Below are 15939 nucleotides of genomic sequence, written 5' to 3' on the forward strand. Positions count from 1 at the left end.
TCATTTGACTCGTGTTTTTTTATGTTGTTAAACAATATGTAAAAGAAGTAAAGGTAATACAAACACGTTGCCCAAGAGTAAATCATATTATATAAGAGATTGATGTATATTTTTCTGTAAATTGTTAAGGAATAGTAGTACAAAATATGTTCATTAAAATAGGGGAGGAAAGGATATGAAATTACAAAGCGAAATTTGCATCGTTTGTGAAACAAAAAGAAAAGAAGGTATATATGTTTATAATAATTTGATATGTCATGAATGCGAAAAGGATATGGTGAATACCGAGACCAATGATCCGAAATATATACATTATTTAAAACAACTTCGAAAATTAGAAGTATCATATTTTTAAATAGGCGTATGCCTATTATTTTTTTTGTTCTGTATAATAGATAAAGAATGAATAATAAGGAAGAGGTATATATGAATCAAAATCGTATGCCTTTATATGAGGCTTTAATAGAGTTTAAAGAGAGAGGGCCACTATCTCTTCATGTTCCAGGTCATAAGAATGGTTTAAACTTCCCTCAGGAAGCTATTGGGGAGTTTAAAGATATACTAGCCATTGATGTAACCGAGTTAACAGGATTAGACGATTTACATAGTCCGTTTGAATGTATAGATGAAGCACAACAATTGTTAACTGATGTATATGGTGCAAAAAAAAGTTATTTTTTAATTAATGGTTCAACAGTGGGAAATTTAGCAATGATTTTGTCTTGCTGCGGTGAGAATGACATTGTCCTTGTACAAAGAAACTGTCATAAATCAATCATTAATGGGTTGAAACTAGCGGGTGCGAATCCGATTTTTCTAGACCCATGGATTGATGAGGCGTATAACGTTCCGGTGGGAATTCATGATGAAGTTATTATGGAAGCAATTGAAAGATACCCTAATGCTAAAGCTCTCATTTTAACGCATCCTAATTATTATGGTATGGGAATAGATTTAGAGGCAAGTATTGCTTATGCACATGCACATAAAGTCCCTGTTTTAGTAGACGAAGCTCACGGGGCACACTTTTGCTTAGGAGAACCATTTCCAAAGTCAGCATTAGAATATGGTGCAGATATTGTAGTTCATTCTGCACATAAAACATTACCTGCGATGACAATGGGATCCTATTTACATATAAATAGTCATTTAGTCAATAAAGAAAAAGTTTCTACTTATTTGAGTATGCTACAATCTAGTAGTCCGTCATATCCAATTATGGCTTCTCTTGATATAGCACGCTTTACGCTAGCGAGTATAAAAGAAAAAGGTCACGATGAAATTGTTGAGTTTCTACGGGGATTTAAAAAAGGATTATACTCTATTCCACAAATAGCTGTTTTACAATATCCATTGCAAGATGATTTAAAGGTTACTGTACAAACTCGTTGTCAGTTATCGGGATATGAATTACAGTCTTTGTTTGAAAAGGCCGGAATATATACAGAAATGGCAGATCCATATAATGTCCTATTTATTTTACCTCTGCAAGTAAGTAATGAGTACATGAAGGCTATAGAGATAATTCGAGTAGCATTGGAACATTATGAGGTGAAAGACAAGATTGGATCTATTCGTTATACTTATAAAAGAGAATTGACTCCTTTACCGTATACATATAAGCAACTAGAAGGATATAAAACAAAAGTAGTACCGATAGAAGAAGCGGTTGGGATGATAGCGGCGGAAATGGTAATTCCATATCCACCTGGAATTCCATTGATTATGTATGGTGAAAGAATTACTTCAAAACATAAAGAGCAAATTATGTATTTAGAGAAAACAGGAGCTCGTTTTCAAGGGAGCACGAAAGATATGAAAGTGTATGATATAGAAAGTAGGTTTTAGGATGAAGGGATTATTTGTAACAATTGAGGGGCCAGAAGGTTCGGGTAAAACAACGTTAATTAAAAGTTTATTACCATATTTTGAGCAAAACGAACAAAAGGTAATGGCGACGAGAGAACCAGGTGGTATTGCAATTTCTGAGGATATTAGAACGATTTTACATAAGCAAGAATATACGATGATGGAAGCACGTACAGAGGCACTTCTATATGCCGCTGCACGTAGACAACATTTAGTGGAAAAGGTTATGCCAGCGCTTAATGAAAACTATCTTGTGTTATGTGATCGTTTTATAGATAGCTCTTTAGCTTATCAAGGCTATGCAAGAGGATTAGGTATGGATAAAGTATTTGAAATCAATCGTTTCGCAACAGAAGACTGCATGCCTAGTTTAACAATTTACCTAGACATTGAACCAGAGGTTGGTTTAGCTAGAATTGAAAAAGATGCGGGACGCGAAGTGAATCGATTAGACATGGAAGATATCTCTTTCCATAAACGCGTGCGTGAAGGGTATTTACAAATTGTAGAGCGTTTCTCTGATCGTATTGTATTGGTAAATGCTGATCAACCAATGGAAAAACTTATAGAAGAAGTTGTTCAGATTATAGAAGAGAAATTGTTATAATAGAAGGACAGAATGAAATAAGTGAGGTATGCATTATGACGAAGACGTGGGAGCAGCTTTCTGCTATACAGCCCATCGGTGTAAAAATGTTGATGAATAGCATTGCAAAAGAGCGTATATCCCACGCTTATTTGTTAGAGGGAGGGAAAGGAACAGGGAAGTTTGCGACAGCAATTCAGATGGCAAAGAGTTTTCTCTGTTCTCAAAGGAATGGGGTAGAGCCCTGTCACATATGTACAAATTGCAAGCGAATTGATTCAGGTAACCACCCTAACTTACATATTGTAAAACCAGACGGATTATCTATTAAGAAGCAGCAAATACACGATTTACAAGAAGAGTTTTCAAAAACAGGATTAGAGGCAAATAAAAAAGTATATATTATTGAGCATGCAGATCGTATGACGGCAAACGCAGCAAATACACTTTTGAAATTTTTAGAAGAACCAAGTAGTGATACAACAGCTATTTTACTTACTGAACAAAGTCATCAAATTTTAAATACGATTTTATCTCGCTGTCAAGTTGTTACATTTAGACCGTTACCTACCGAATCTTTAATTAAAAGATTACAGGATGAAGGTATTACAGCATCTTTAGCGGCCCTTGCAGCACAACTTACGAATAGTTTTGAAGAAGCTTTAGCTTTGTGTAATGATGAATGGTTTGCACAAGGACGAGCTTTAGTGATAAAATTATGTGAAGCGCTCGAAAAAGATAAAGCCTCTATTTTTTTTGTACAAGAAAAATGGGGAAAACACTTTGGAGAGAAAGAACAATTACAGCAAGGTTTAGATATGTTACTCCTTATTTATAAGGATTTATTATATGTTCAACTTGGAGAAGAAGATCGTCTTGTTTTTCATGAGCAGAAAGAGATGTTTGAATCTTTCTCCTATGCTCAGAAGCGCATTGTATCAGCTCTCTTTAATATATTAGAGGCAAAAAATAGAATCAACGCTAATGTAAATGCGCAGCTTGTGTTCGAACAGTTAGTGTTGCGGTTGCAGGAGGGATGACCGTTTTGTATGATGTAGTAGGTGTTCGCTTTAAGAAGGCCGGAAAGGTATATTACTTTGATCCGAATCAGTTCGATATCTCTGAAAATGAGTTCGTAATTGTAGAAACGGTAAGAGGTATTGAATACGGAAAAGTAGTTATTACCAAAAAGCAAGTTGATGAAAACGACGTTGTATTACCGCTGAAAAAGGTTATTCGTATTGCAAATGAAAATGATCGTACCATTGTTGAAGAGAACAAACATGCTGCGAAAGAAGCATATCAGGTTTGTCAACACAAGGTAGTAGAGCATAATCTTGATATGAAACTGGTAGATGTAGAGTATACGTTCGATCGTAATAAGATTATTTTCTACTTTACTGCGGATGGTCGGATTGATTTCCGCGAACTAGTGAAGGACTTAGCGGCAATTTTTAGGACAAGAATTGAACTAAGACAAATTGGTGTTCGTGATGAAGCGAAGATGCTTGGTGGTATTGGTCCATGTGGTCGTATGCTTTGTTGTTCTACTTTTTTAGGGGATTTTGAACCTGTATCCATTAAAATGGCTAAGGATCAAAATTTATCATTAAATCCTGCAAAAATCTCTGGTTTATGTGGTCGCTTAATGTGTTGCTTAAAATATGAGAATGATGAATATGAGGCAGCAAAGGAACAACTTCCTGATTTAGATCAACGTATACAAACCCCGCATGGTATTGGCCGTGTTATCGGATTAAATATTTTAGAAAGATTAATTCAAGTGGAACTAGTAGACAAGGAACGGATAGTAGAATATACGTTAGATGAATTAGTGAATAAAGGGGTCGTTTCGAGTCAAACCACAGATTAATGAGGTGGGTGCTTGTGGAGAAAAAGGATATTTTTGCATCGGTTTCTAGTATGGAAGAGCAAATTGGACATTTATACAAACAGTTGGGAGAATTAAAACAACATCTTGCAGAGTTATTGGAAGAAAACCAACATATAAAAATGGAAAATGAAAATTTGCGAAAACGTTTTGAAGAAGTGCAGATTAAAGAAAAACAAAAAACTCAAAAGCGTAAAGAAGTGAAGCCAAAGACAGATATTGGTGAAGGCTACGATAATTTAGCAAGACTGTATCAAGAGGGTTTTCATATTTGTAATCTACATTACGGAAGTGTACGTAAAGAGGGAGATTGTTTATTCTGTCTGTCATTTTTAAATAAAAAGTGAAATTACCTTTCCAATTATAATTGGAAAGGTAATTTTTTATACATGGGAATAGAACAAAATGTGTTTTATATTAGTAGAAGATCCAATAGGGTAGGTTAAGGGTAAGAAAAGGAGTAGTATATGAATTTATATGAAGATGAACGTTTAGATTACTTATTAGCGCAAGAAATGAAAATTATACAAAGTCCATCGGTATTTAATTTTTCTTTAGATGCTGTTTTACTTGCAGACTTTGCTTGGGTGCCAATTCAAAAAGGTAATTTACTTGATCTGTGTACAGGTAACGCAGTTGTACCCCTGCTATTAAGTACAAGAACAAAAGGGAATATTACTGGTGTGGAAATTCAAGAACGCTTATATGATATGGGAATAAGAAGTGTTCAATACAATAAGTTGGAAGAAAGAATTCACTTAATACATGGGGATTTGAAAGATATGCCGGAGAAACTTGGACGTCATCAATACGATGTTGTCACATGTAATCCACCTTATTTCCAAACCCCTGCAACTTCTGAAAAAAATATGAATGAACATTTAGCGATAGCTCGTCATGAAATTATGTGTACATTAGAGGATGTTGTATCTGCAAGCAGTCAGCTAGTAAAACAGGGTGGGAAAGTAGCGTTTGTACATCGTCCAGGTCGTTTACTAGACATTGTTACATTAATGCGTAAATACAAAATTGAACCAAAGCGTGTACGATTTGTTTATCCTAAGGCAGGAAAAGAAGCAAATACATTGTTAATTGAAGGAATTAAGGACGGAAACGCAGATTTAAAAATATTGCCACCTCTTTTTGTATATGAAGAAAATAATGAATATACAAAGGAGATTCGTTCAATTTTATATGGAGAAGAATAAGCATTGTTTTTATGTAGTAGAGTGCTCTGATGGAAGTTATTATGCTGGATATACAAATCATATAGAGAAGCGGATTGAGACCCATAATAGCGGAAAAGGGGCTAGGTATACGCGTGCTAGACTTCCTGTTGTTTTAAAATACGTAGAACTTCATGAAGATAAGCGTACAGCTATGCAAGCAGAGTATTATTTTAAGCAATTAAATAGAAAACAAAAAGAAGAATATATGCAAAAAGGAGAACCATATGTGGCAGCAAAAAAGCTTTCAGCAAAATGAAAAAGGAATGTTATATCTAGTACCAACTCCAATTGGAAATTTAGAAGATATGACATTTCGTGCAATCCGTATTTTAAAAGAGGCAGATGTTATTGCAGCGGAAGACACAAGGCAAACGAAGAAACTTTGTAATTACTTTGAAATTGAAACACCGGTTATGAGTTATCATGAGCATAATAAGGAAGTAAGTGGACGTAAAATTTTAGATAAGTTAGAAGAGGGCAAGACTGTAGCCATCGTAAGCGATGCTGGTATGCCGTGTATTTCCGATCCAGGCTATGATATTGTTGTCGAGGCAGTAGCTGAACAATATCACGTAATTCCGCTTCCTGGGGCAAATGCAGCTCTTACAGCATTAATTGCATCAGGTCTTGAGACAAAACAGTTTTATTTCTATGGGTTTTTACAAAGAAATAAGAAGGAAAGAAAACTGGAATTAGAAAAACTTCGATATGTACAAACTACAATGATGTTTTATGAGGCACCTCACCGTCTGGATGATACTTTAATCTCAATGCATGAAGTATTGGGAAACAGAGAAATTGTATTATGTCGAGAGTTAACGAAGAAATTTGAAGAATTTATTAGAGGGACAGTCGAGGAAGCAATTGAATGGACAAAGCAAAATGAAGTTCGTGGTGAGTTTTGTATTTTAGTAGCTGGTTCAACGGAAGAACCTGCTCCAGAAGAACAATGGTGGGAATCTATTTCAGTATACGATCATATTGAACATTATATAAACGAAAAAGGTATGAATTCAAAAGAGGCGATAAAAACAGTCGCTAAAGATCGAGATTTGTCGAAACGCGATGTATACCAAATCTATCATGTAGATAAAAAATAAGCTTCTCATAATTGAGAAGCTTATTTTGCTGTTTCGATATAATCTTGAAGCTCGTTTAAGATTTGCTCAGCGCCTTCTTTGCTTAAGATAATTTTACCTTCAGCTAAAGAAAGGTTACCATCAGATACTTCACCAGTTACTTGGCAAGTCATGTTTGGTTTATATTTTTTTAAGATGATTTTCTCGTCATCAACGTAGATTTCAAGAGCATCCTTTTCTGCAATACCTAAAGTACGGCGTAATTCGATTGGAATTACCACACGACCTAATTCATCAACTTTACGAACGATACCAGTAGATTTCATAATTCTTTTCCTCCTAAATAAATAGTTTATAAGTTTCGAGTCTATTTTTTTGATTCGTCATTTTTCGACAAAATACCCTATGGACATATGATACCAATCATTTACATTTCCGTCAATTCTTTAATTCTATATTTTTTAAAAAGATTTATAGATTTCTTACTTCTTATATATAATAGAATGAGAGCAATTTCTACAAATATTTCACTTTATTTTCTGAAAAGTTTATACATTATATGTGAAGAGTGTATATTTTTTTGAAATATGAGTAATAGATGATAAATATATTGAGCATTAGCTCGTTGCTATGCCATTATTTTCGAATAGTAAGACTTCCACCTCAAAATTAGGCCGGAGCAAAGAAGTTAAGTGAGTGCTTTGCTGTTAGTAAAAGTCTAATTGGTGAAAGGAAATGATCAGCGGGAGATGAACAAACCCCTTACTGATTAAAGTTTCACTTTATATATGAGTTTTTGATATACTGTTTATAAATACATATGAGGTTATTCGGGAGGTCCAAAACAATGACAGAGGAAAATAAGTCCTTTTATATTACTACCCCAATTTATTATCCAAGTGGAAAATTACACATTGGACATGCTTATACGACAGTAGCAGGAGATGCGATGGCGCGCTATAAGCGTATGCAAGGATACAATGTTCATTATTTAACAGGAACTGATGAACATGGGCAGAAGATCCAAAAGAAAGCAGAAGAATTAAATGTTACACCACAAGCGTATGTGGATAACATTGTTTCAGGAATTAAAGAACTATGGGGGAAAATGGATATATCTTATGATGATTTTATTCGTACAACTGAAGATCGTCATAAAGATGTTGTCGAAAAAATCTTCAAGCAGTTAGTAGATCAAGGTGATATTTATCTGGATGAATATGAAGGTTGGTATTCCGTACAAGATGAAACATTCTATACAGCGCATCAATTAGTAGATCCAATTATGGAAGGTGATAAAGTAGTTGGAGGAAAAAGTCCAGATAGTGGCCACGATGTAGAACTTGTTCGTGAAGAATCATATTTCTTTAGAATGGGTAAATATGTCGACAGACTATTAAAGTTCTATGAAGATAACCCACATTTCATTCAGCCAGAGTCTCGTAAAAATGAAATGATTAATAACTTCATTAAACCAGGATTAGAAGATTTAGCAGTTTCTCGTACATCATTTGACTGGGGAGTTCGTGTTCCAGGTAACCCGAAACACGTTATTTACGTATGGGTTGACGCGTTATCTAACTACATTACAGCACTAGGTTATGGAACGGCAAATGAAGAGAAGTATAAGAAATTCTGGCCAGCAGATGTGCATTTAGTTGGAAAAGAAATTGTTCGTTTCCATACAATTTATTGGCCAATCATTTTAATGGCATTAGATTTACCTCTTCCGAAAAAAGTATTTGCTCATGGTTGGATTTTAATGAAAGACGGAAAAATGAGTAAATCAAAAGGGAACGTAGTAGATCCAGTTACATTAATTGATCGTTACGGATTAGATGCATTACGTTACTACCTACTTCGCGAAGTTCCATTCGGATCTGACGGGGTGTTCACACCAGAAGGATTTGTTGAACGTATCAACTTCGATTTAGCAAATGACTTAGGTAACTTATTAAATCGTACAGTAGCTATGATTGATAAGTACTTTAACGGAGAAATTCCTGCATATAAAGCAAATGTAACGGAGTTTGATGAAACATTAGTAACATTTGCACAAGATACATTGAAAAAAGTAGAAGAAGCAATGGAGAATATGGAATTCTCTGTGGCGCTAAGCTCAATTTGGCAATTGGTTAGCCGTACGAATAAATATATTGATGAAACACAACCGTGGGTACTAGCGAAAGATGAGAGTGATCGTGAGAAATTAGCTTCTGTAATGGCTCATTTAGCGGAAGTACTTCGTCAAACGGGTATTATGCTTATGCCATTCTTAACAGTGGCACCGAGCAAAATGTTTGCTCAACTTGGCCTTACTGATGAAGCACATAAATCTTGGGAAAGTCTATCTGCAATTGGCTGTATTCCAGCTGGAACAAAAGTAGAAAAAGGACAACCAATCTTCCCACGTTTAGAAATGGAAGTAGAAGTAGAGTATATTAAAGAACAAATGAAAGGTTCTGCTCCTAAAGTTGAGGAGAAAAAAGAAGAAGAACCGAAAGCAGAAGAAATTACAATTGATGATTTCTTCAAAGTAGAATTACGAGTAGCAGAAGTAATATCGGCTGAACCTGTGAAAAAAGCAGATAAGTTATTAAAAATTCAGCTTGATTTAGGTACAGAAAAGCGTCAAGTTGTTTCTGGGATTGCAAAATTCTATTCTCCAGAAGAACTAAAAGGTAAAAAGGTTATTTGTGTAACGAACTTAAAGCCTGTAAAATTACGCGGTGAATTATCACAAGGTATGATTTTAGCAGGTGAAGAGAATGGCGTATTGTCATTAGCGTCAATCGACCAAAACCTACCGAACGGTACAAAAATCAAGTAATTAAGACAAGAAAAGAGATGTTTCACGTGTAACATGTGTGAAGCGTCTTTTTTCTTTTTACACTCTCTATTTTTGCATTAAAATTGTAGTATTGTTATCGTTAAGTTATTAAAGAGCTTATTTTTGTAGAATAAACTTGATTTCAATATAAAAGGAGTTATGTATTATGTTGTTTGATACACATTCACATTTGAACGCAGAGCAATTTGAAGAAGATTTACAAGAAGTTATTGCACGAATGAAAGAAGCGGGAGTTACATATACAGTTGTTGTTGGATTTGATGAAGTAACGATAAAAAAAGCGATTGAATTAGCAGAAGCCTATGATTTTATTTACGCTGCGGTTGGATGGCATCCTGTGGATGCAATCGACATGACAGAAGAACATTTAGCTTGGTTAGAAGAACTTGCTTCCCATCCTAAAGTCGTTGCTATTGGAGAAATGGGTTTAGATTATCACTGGGATAAGTCACCAAAGGAAATACAGAAAGAAGTATTCCGTAAACAAATTGCATTAGCCAAAAAGGTGAAATTACCAATTATTATACATAACCGCGATGCAACTCAAGATATTGTTGATATTCTAGAGGAAGAGAATGCAGCTGAAGTAGGAGGCATTATGCATTGCTTTAGCGGTAGTGTTGAAGTAGCGCAGCGATGTGTTGATATGAACTTTTTAATTTCGTTGGGCGGGCCAGTTACATTTAAAAATGCTAAGAAACCAAAAGAAGTTGCTGTGGAGATCCCACTAGAGAAATTGTTAATTGAGACCGATTGTCCATATTTAACACCACATCCATTTCGCGGAAAACGAAATGAACCAAGTTATGTAAAACTTGTAGCAGAAGAAATTGCGAATTTAAAAGGAATTTCTTATGAAGAGGTAGCGGAAGTAACAACTAAGAATGCAAAAGCTTTATTTGGTGTTGAATAAAAAGAATGGGGGGAGCCCATTCTTTTTATTTTTTGAGAAATGGAATAGTAGAAGTGGTAGAGAAAACGAGGGCGAATGAGGAAGTGTTACAATAAGGAGAGAGAACAAAGTTTTTGCCATTCTATTTTTTAAAATGCAAGAATGGGGAAAATAATAATGGAAAAGTCGTCATTTTTTTGTTTTACTAAGTAGAGACGAAACGAGTGTGGAGGCAAGCATGAAAATTAAAGAGATTATCGTTGTAGAAGGTAAAGATGATACAGTTGCAATTAAACGCGCTGTTGATGCGGATACAATTGAAACGAACGGTTCAGCAATCGGTGATCATGTTATTGAACAAGTTAAATTAGCGCTTCAAAAACGAGGCGTTATTATTTTCACAGATCCGGATTATCCTGGAGAGCGTATTCGAAAAATTATTTCTGACAAGGTTCCTGGGTGTAAACATGCTTTTTTACCAAAAGAAGAAGCGCTTGCCAAGAGGAAAAAAGGTGTTGGAATCGAACATGCTTCTAATGAATCAATTCGCCGCGCTTTAGAGAGTATACATGAAGAAATGGAAGCTTACACAAGTGAAATTAGTTGGAGTGATCTTGTCGATGCAGGCTTAGTGGGCGGAGAAATGGCAAAGAGTCGCAGAGAAAGAATGGGTAAGCTATTAAAGATTGGTTATACAAATGCAAAACAGTTACATAAACGTTTACAAATGTTTCAAGTTTCAAAGGAATCATTTGCAGAAGCTTATAAGCAAGTAATACAGGAGGAAAAGAAATGAAGGATATCGCAACGCCAAATCGTACAAAAGACATTGTTGAAAAGTATGGATTTTCATTCAAAAAAAGTTTAGGACAAAACTTTTTAATTGATACAAATGTATTAAATCGTATCGTTGATCACGCAGAAATCGGTTCGGAAAGTGGTGCAATTGAAATTGGACCAGGTATCGGCGCGTTAACTGAGCAATTAGCGAAGCGTGCTAAAAAAGTAGTAGCTTTTGAAATTGATCAGAGACTATTACCGATTTTAGATGAGACGTTAGCTCCATATGACAATGTTACCGTTATAAATAAAGATGTCCTAAAGGCAGATGTACATGAAGTGTTTAGTGAGCAATTTGAAGAGGGACAAGATGTAATGGTAGTAGCTAACTTACCATACTATATTACAACGCCAATTTTATTTAAATTGCTTGAAGAGAAACTACCGGTTCGTGGATTTGTTGTTATGATGCAAAAAGAAGTTGGGGATCGTTTAGCAGCTAAACCTGGAACGAAAGAGTATGGTTCTTTATCAATCGCCATTCAGTATTATACAGAGGTAGAAACAGTTATGACTGTACCACGTACAGTGTTTGTACCGCAACCAAATGTTGATTCTGCAATTATTCGTCTTCTAAAGCGTCCGAAACCAGTTGTAGAGGTGACAGATGAGACGTTCTTCTTTGAAGTAGTACGAGCAAGCTTCGCACAACGTCGTAAAACTTTAATGAATAATTTATCAAATAATTTAAATGGTTTCCCGAAAGATAAAGAGCTGTTGGATCAAATTTTAACAGAAGTAGGAATTGATCCAAAGCGAAGAGGCGAAACGTTATCTATCGAAGAGTTCGCAACATTAAGTAATGCATTAGTTCTTCATAAAGTGAAACTTTAATCGGTGGGGGCATTCCCTACTGCCTGTTAATGCGGGATAAATTATCATAAGAATATGAAAGGGACAGTTCAACCTGAGCTGTCCCTTTTGTCACCTTTTCTCTCCTACATTCATACTTTAAAAACAGGTAAGATGGCCTAACGAGTTTGGAGGTAGGAGAATGGCTTTACATGTTGGAGAATTAGTGGAACGATATTCTCATAATAGGGATATCCTTTTTCGTATTATAGAAATAAAAGGCGAGATAGCCATATTGTTTGGAGAGGAAATTAGACTAGTGGCAGATGCGCCGCTTGAAGATTTAATTAGTATAGATCAACGAGAACATAAAAAAAGAGTGAAGCGTGAAAAAGAGACAATGGAGCGCACGTACCGTTTATTCCAACAAGATTATGTATTGATGAAACAAAGGCATGAACACACTTCAACTGGTGGGTACACAAGTGAAGTGAATTATTTTCAAATGCCAGGGCGTGTATTGCATATAGATGGAGATCCTTTATATTTACGTAAGTGCTTAGACTTATATAATAAAATCGGTGTTCCTGTACAGGGTATTCATTGTAAGGAAACAGAGATGCACGAAAAGGTAGTAGACTTAATCGATCATTTTCGTCCAGATATTTTAGTTATTACAGGGCATGATGCTTATACAAAGTCAAAAGGGGTAAAGGGGGATTTAGCAGCATATAGGCACTCAAGGCATTTTGTACAGGCTGTTAGAGAAGTGCGAAAAAAATATCCCTCATTGGATCAACTCGTTATTTTTGCGGGGGCGTGTCAATCGCATTTCGAGGCGTTAATTCGAGCAGGTGCTAACTTCGCTAGTTCCCCGTCCAGGATTAATATTCATGCGCTAGATCCTGTATATGTGGTTGGTAAAATTAGTTTTACCTCATTTATGGAGAGAGTAAATGTATGGGATGTTGTACGTAATACGATTACTGGTGAAAAGGGGCTAGGTGGGATTGAAACGAGGGGGATTTTACGAACTGGATTACCGTTTCAACATTATGAAGAGTAAGCAAGGTACATGTGTATCTTGCTTTTTTTATGTGAAAGGGAATGAAATGAATTTGGATAAAAAGTGGTAAGAGCGTAAAGACTACATAATGATACTTTTACAATATAGTATTTCTTCTATCTATTCGAACGCATGATGCTTTTATAATGATATTGTCTGTGAATTGCAGTTAATCATTGGGATAGATATATCGTGTTTTAAGTGTTCAATCTAAATTACAGCGAGGTGTAGCAAGGTATATGTCAAAACGTTTAGATGAAATTAAAAGCGAATTAGATCACCATCTTGGACAGAGACTTATGTTAAAGGCTAATAGTGGAAGAAGAAAAACTGTGGAGCAATCGGGTGTACTGGCAGAAACATACCGTTCTGTGTTTGTTGTACAGTTAGATCAGCAAGAAGATGCGCTGCAACGTGTATCTTATAGTTATGCAGATGTTTTAACAGAGACAGTGGAGTTAACATTTTATGATGAACCACATAATGAAGTCATTTTATGATTCGCGTATCGTTACATATATTCCCACAAATGAAAAGCTATATTATTTTGCATACTAACTATACCGTAGCAAAATAAGGAGGGACTCTGCATTGAGTAGACGAAGAGGTGTCATGTCAAATCAATTTAAAGAAGAGCTAGCAAAAGAGCTAGGTTTTTATGATGTTGTTCAGAAAGAAGGATGGGGCGGAATTCGTGCGAAAGATGCTGGTAACATGGTGAAACGTGCTATAGAAATTGCAGAACAGCAATTGATGAAACAAAACCAGTAGTTGTAAGATACTTTCTATGCTACGGTAGCCGAGGAGTGATTCCTCGGCTTTTTGTACTCTAAAAGGTGCCATCATTTTACATAAATAGTTTCATTCTTAATGCTTTTCGTTATAATTAGGGAAGTGTCATCGTCTTACTATAAATTTATGGTAAAATAAACGATAAAAGATTGAGTACATAGAGTGGGTGAATAGATTGAAGCTACTAGTGAAAGCACCAGCAAAGATTAATCTGTCGTTAGATGTACTGGGAAAAAGACAAGACGGATATCATGAAGTGAAAATGATTATGACAACAATTGATTTAGCGGATCGTTTAGAACTAACGGAATTAGCAGAAGACCGTATTGAAATTTTATCCCATAATCGGTATGTCCCAGACGACCAACGAAATTTAGCTTATCAAGCAGCGAAATTATTAAAAGAGAAGTTTAATGTGAAAAAAGGTGTATCTATTACTATTGAAAAAACGATTCCAGTTGCGGCTGGATTAGCAGGTGGAAGTAGTGATGCAGCAGCGACATTACGTGGTCTTAATAAATTATGGAATTTAGGGCTTACAATTGATGAATTAGCAAAGCTTGGATCAGAAATTGGATCAGATGTATCGTTCTGTGTATACGGTGGAACAGCAATTGCCACTGGAAGAGGAGAGCAAATTGAGCATATAAAGACTCCGCCTTCTTGTTGGGTTATTTTGGCGAAACCACATATTGGTGTATCTACTGCTGATGTGTATGGAAACTTAAAATTAAATCGAGTTACACATCCAAATGTAGATAAAATGGTGGATGTTATAAATGCTGGGGATTACAAAGGAATTTGTGATACTGTTGGCAACGTTTTAGAAGATGTAACATTTAAGATGCATCCTGAAGTTGCTCGTATTAAAGCACAGATGAAGCGTTTTGGAGCAGATGCTGTATTAATGAGTGGAAGTGGCCCAACTGTATTCGGCCTTGTACATCATGATTCGCGAATGCATCGAATTTATAACGGATTAAAAGGATTTTGTGAACAAGTATATGCAGTACGATTATTAGGAGAGCGAGAAACGCTTGAATAAAGACGTATAATACGTTATGATTTGTTTAGAATATTCGTGATTTGAGGTGGGAGTATGAAAATTAGACGAAGTACAAGGTTAGTCGATATGACGTATTACCTGTTACAAAATCCTCGTCAGCTAGTTTCTCTCACTTTTTTTGCTGAAAGGTATCAATCAGCTAAGTCTTCCATTAGTGAAGATTTAGTTATTATTAAGCAAACGTTTGAACAACAAGGGGTCGGCACATTGCAAACGATACCAGGAGCAGCAGGAGGAGTGAAATATATACCATATATAAGTGAAGAAGAGGCAGACCTAATTATTGGTGAGCTTTGTAGCTTATTTGAAAATCCAGGTCGTATTTTACCTGGCGGTTACTTATATATGACAGATCTTTTAAGTAATCCTCGCTATATTAATGGCGCAGGTCGTTTGTTTGCTTCTGTTTTTGCTAGGCAATCAATTGACGCAGTTATGACGGTAGCGACAAAAGGGATTCCACTTGCTTATGCGGTGGCAAATTACTTAGATGTACCGGTAGTAATTGCGAGAAAAGATAATAAGGTAACAGAGGGACCTACTGTTAGTATTAACTATGTATCAGGTTCTTCTAAGAGAATTCAAACAATGACGTTAGCAAAGCGTAGCCTTCCAGAGGGATCAAATGTTTTAATTATTGATGACTTCATGAAAGCCGGCGGGACAATTCAAGGTATGATGAGTATGTTAGAAGAGTTTAAGGCTAACGTTGTTGGTATTGGTGTATTAGTAGAGTCCACGGATATTGAAGAAAGACTAATTAATAACTTTGTATCATTAATTCGTCTATCAGAAGTTGATGTGAAAGAAAAATCGATTCAAGTGGAAAAGGGAAATTATTCACTGGCACCATTTGATGAAGGGCTTGTAGAGGCTGAGTAAAAAGATAAAGCAAATAGCTTTATCTTTTTTTTATTCGATTTATAAATTACAAAATAGATGGACAAACTGCTTTTCGTGCACTATTTTTAAAGAGTAAAAATAAA

Annotated in this window: 19 protein-coding genes; 18 read left to right on the top strand and 1 reads right to left on the bottom strand. The window is 35.5% G+C overall.

The window, feature by feature from the left end; all coding sequences use genetic code 11:
• Window positions 1–175: 175 nt before the first annotated feature.
• The 9 genes from DN410_RS24940 (at window position 176) to rsmI (ending at window position 6675) form a co-directional block, all read left to right on the top strand.
• Complete coding sequence (locus tag DN410_RS24940; RefSeq protein ID WP_071710678.1) at window positions 176–355, top strand: sigma factor G inhibitor Gin; 180 nt, start codon at window positions 176–178, stop codon at window positions 353–355.
• Window positions 356–426: 71 nt separating this feature from the next.
• Window positions 427–1848 (top strand): aminotransferase class I/II-fold pyridoxal phosphate-dependent enzyme, encoded by a 1422-nt coding sequence (locus DN410_RS24945; RefSeq protein WP_149178451.1) that lies wholly within the window; start codon window positions 427–429, stop codon window positions 1846–1848.
• A 1-nt stretch (window position 1849) separates the two neighbouring features.
• Entirely contained in the window at window positions 1850–2476 is a 627-nt protein-coding gene (tmk, locus tag DN410_RS24950) for a dTMP kinase (RefSeq protein ID WP_149178452.1), read from the top strand.
• Window positions 2477–2511: 35 nt separating this feature from the next.
• The gene (holB, locus tag DN410_RS24955; RefSeq protein WP_149178453.1) at window positions 2512–3495 is read left to right on the top strand and encodes a DNA polymerase III subunit delta'; all 984 of its coding nucleotides are present in this window, start codon (window positions 2512–2514) and stop codon (window positions 3493–3495) included.
• Between the two features lie 5 nt (window positions 3496–3500).
• Entirely contained in the window at window positions 3501–4328 is an 828-nt protein-coding gene (locus tag DN410_RS24960; RefSeq protein WP_149178454.1) for a PSP1 domain-containing protein, read from the top strand.
• 14 nt (window positions 4329–4342) lie between these two features.
• A complete protein-coding gene (yabA, locus tag DN410_RS24965; RefSeq protein WP_149178455.1) occupies window positions 4343–4693 on the top strand; it encodes a DNA replication initiation control protein YabA in 351 nt (116 codons plus the stop codon).
• A gap of 120 nt (window positions 4694–4813) precedes the next feature.
• Complete coding sequence (locus tag DN410_RS24970) at window positions 4814–5554, top strand: tRNA1(Val) (adenine(37)-N6)-methyltransferase (protein ID WP_071710674.1); 741 nt, start codon at window positions 4814–4816, stop codon at window positions 5552–5554.
• Complete coding sequence (locus DN410_RS24975) at window positions 5541–5831, top strand: GIY-YIG nuclease family protein (RefSeq protein ID WP_149178456.1); 291 nt, start codon at window positions 5541–5543, stop codon at window positions 5829–5831. The genes DN410_RS24970 and DN410_RS24975 overlap by 14 nt, the downstream gene beginning before the upstream one ends.
• Window positions 5800–6675 (top strand): 16S rRNA (cytidine(1402)-2'-O)-methyltransferase, encoded by an 876-nt coding sequence (rsmI, locus tag DN410_RS24980; RefSeq protein ID WP_149178457.1) that lies wholly within the window; start codon window positions 5800–5802, stop codon window positions 6673–6675. The genes DN410_RS24975 and rsmI overlap by 32 nt, the downstream gene beginning before the upstream one ends.
• Window positions 6676–6695: 20 nt before the next feature.
• Here rsmI and DN410_RS24985 read toward each other — a convergent pair whose 3' ends face one another.
• Entirely contained in the window at window positions 6696–6980 is a 285-nt protein-coding gene (locus DN410_RS24985; protein WP_000843036.1) for an AbrB/MazE/SpoVT family DNA-binding domain-containing protein, read from the bottom strand.
• Window positions 6981–7474: 494 nt separating this feature from the next.
• On the opposite strand from DN410_RS24985, the gene metG reads away from it, so the two are divergent.
• The 9 genes from metG to purR all read left to right on the top strand — a co-directional run bounded on the left by metG (window position 7475) and on the right by purR (window position 15835).
• On the top strand, window positions 7475–9484 hold the full coding sequence (gene metG, locus DN410_RS24990; RefSeq protein ID WP_149178458.1) for a methionine--tRNA ligase: 2010 nt from the start codon (window positions 7475–7477) through the stop codon (window positions 9482–9484).
• Window positions 9485–9650: 166 nt separating this feature from the next.
• Window positions 9651–10418 (top strand): TatD family hydrolase, encoded by a 768-nt coding sequence (locus tag DN410_RS24995; protein ID WP_149178459.1) that lies wholly within the window; start codon window positions 9651–9653, stop codon window positions 10416–10418.
• Window positions 10419–10635: 217 nt separating this feature from the next.
• Window positions 10636–11193 (top strand): ribonuclease M5, encoded by a 558-nt coding sequence (gene rnmV, locus DN410_RS25000; RefSeq protein ID WP_149178460.1) that lies wholly within the window; start codon window positions 10636–10638, stop codon window positions 11191–11193.
• Window positions 11190–12071 carry a 16S rRNA (adenine(1518)-N(6)/adenine(1519)-N(6))-dimethyltransferase RsmA gene (gene rsmA / locus DN410_RS25005; protein WP_149178461.1) on the top strand — a complete coding sequence of 294 codons (882 nt, stop codon included), beginning with the start codon at window positions 11190–11192 and terminating at the stop codon, window positions 12069–12071. The genes rnmV and rsmA overlap by 4 nt, the downstream gene beginning before the upstream one ends.
• A 160-nt stretch (window positions 12072–12231) precedes the next feature.
• On the top strand, window positions 12232–13095 hold the full coding sequence (gene yabG / locus DN410_RS25010) for a sporulation peptidase YabG (RefSeq protein ID WP_001173739.1): 864 nt from the start codon (window positions 12232–12234) through the stop codon (window positions 13093–13095).
• 239 nt (window positions 13096–13334) lie between these two features.
• Complete coding sequence (veg, locus tag DN410_RS25015; RefSeq protein WP_000044345.1) at window positions 13335–13595, top strand: biofilm formation stimulator Veg; 261 nt, start codon at window positions 13335–13337, stop codon at window positions 13593–13595.
• Window positions 13596–13686: 91 nt separating this feature from the next.
• Window positions 13687–13866: an acid-soluble spore protein SspF gene (gene sspF, locus DN410_RS25020; protein WP_001985066.1), complete on the top strand. Its 180-nt coding sequence runs from the start codon at window positions 13687–13689 to the stop codon at window positions 13864–13866.
• A 196-nt stretch (window positions 13867–14062) separates the two neighbouring features.
• Window positions 14063–14932, top strand: coding sequence for a 4-(cytidine 5'-diphospho)-2-C-methyl-D-erythritol kinase (gene ispE / locus DN410_RS25025; RefSeq protein WP_149178462.1), 870 nt, complete (start codon window positions 14063–14065; stop codon window positions 14930–14932).
• A 54-nt stretch (window positions 14933–14986) separates the two neighbouring features.
• Window positions 14987–15835: a pur operon repressor gene (gene purR, locus DN410_RS25030; protein WP_149178463.1), complete on the top strand. Its 849-nt coding sequence runs from the start codon at window positions 14987–14989 to the stop codon at window positions 15833–15835.
• Window positions 15836–15939: the final 104 nt, after the last annotated feature.

Source organism: Bacillus sp. SH5-2, assembly GCF_008368905.1.
In the GTDB taxonomy this organism is placed as follows: domain Bacteria; phylum Bacillota; class Bacilli; order Bacillales; family Bacillaceae_G; genus Bacillus_A; species Bacillus_A luti.

What these genes read in the sequence shown, in the direction of transcription:
- DN410_RS24940 (WP_071710678.1), top strand. Translation starts at nt 176, where the DNA reads ATGAAATTACAAAGCGAAATTTGCATCGTTTGTGAAACAAAAAGAAAA.
- DN410_RS24945 (WP_149178451.1), top strand. Translation starts at nt 427, where the DNA reads ATGAATCAAAATCGTATGCCTTTATATGAGGCTTTAATAGAGTTTAAA.
- tmk (WP_149178452.1), top strand. Translation starts at nt 1,850, where the DNA reads ATGAAGGGATTATTTGTAACAATTGAGGGGCCAGAAGGTTCGGGTAAA.
- holB (WP_149178453.1), top strand. Translation starts at nt 2,512, where the DNA reads ATGACGAAGACGTGGGAGCAGCTTTCTGCTATACAGCCCATCGGTGTA.
- DN410_RS24970 (WP_071710674.1), top strand. Translation starts at nt 4,814, where the DNA reads ATGAATTTATATGAAGATGAACGTTTAGATTACTTATTAGCGCAAGAA.
- DN410_RS24975 (WP_149178456.1), top strand. Translation starts at nt 5,541, where the DNA reads ATGGAGAAGAATAAGCATTGTTTTTATGTAGTAGAGTGCTCTGATGGA.
- rsmI (WP_149178457.1), top strand. Translation starts at nt 5,800, where the DNA reads ATGTGGCAGCAAAAAAGCTTTCAGCAAAATGAAAAAGGAATGTTATAT.
- DN410_RS24985 (WP_000843036.1), bottom strand. Translation starts at nt 6,980, where the DNA reads ATGAAATCTACTGGTATCGTTCGTAAAGTTGATGAATTAGGTCGTGTG.
- metG (WP_149178458.1), top strand. Translation starts at nt 7,475, where the DNA reads ATGAGGTTATTCGGGAGGTCCAAAACAATGACAGAGGAAAATAAGTCC.
- DN410_RS24995 (WP_149178459.1), top strand. Translation starts at nt 9,651, where the DNA reads ATGTTGTTTGATACACATTCACATTTGAACGCAGAGCAATTTGAAGAA.
- rnmV (WP_149178460.1), top strand. Translation starts at nt 10,636, where the DNA reads ATGAAAATTAAAGAGATTATCGTTGTAGAAGGTAAAGATGATACAGTT.
- rsmA (WP_149178461.1), top strand. Translation starts at nt 11,190, where the DNA reads ATGAAGGATATCGCAACGCCAAATCGTACAAAAGACATTGTTGAAAAG.
- yabG (WP_001173739.1), top strand. Translation starts at nt 12,232, where the DNA reads ATGGCTTTACATGTTGGAGAATTAGTGGAACGATATTCTCATAATAGG.
- veg (WP_000044345.1), top strand. Translation starts at nt 13,335, where the DNA reads ATGTCAAAACGTTTAGATGAAATTAAAAGCGAATTAGATCACCATCTT.
- purR (WP_149178463.1), top strand. Translation starts at nt 14,987, where the DNA reads ATGAAAATTAGACGAAGTACAAGGTTAGTCGATATGACGTATTACCTG.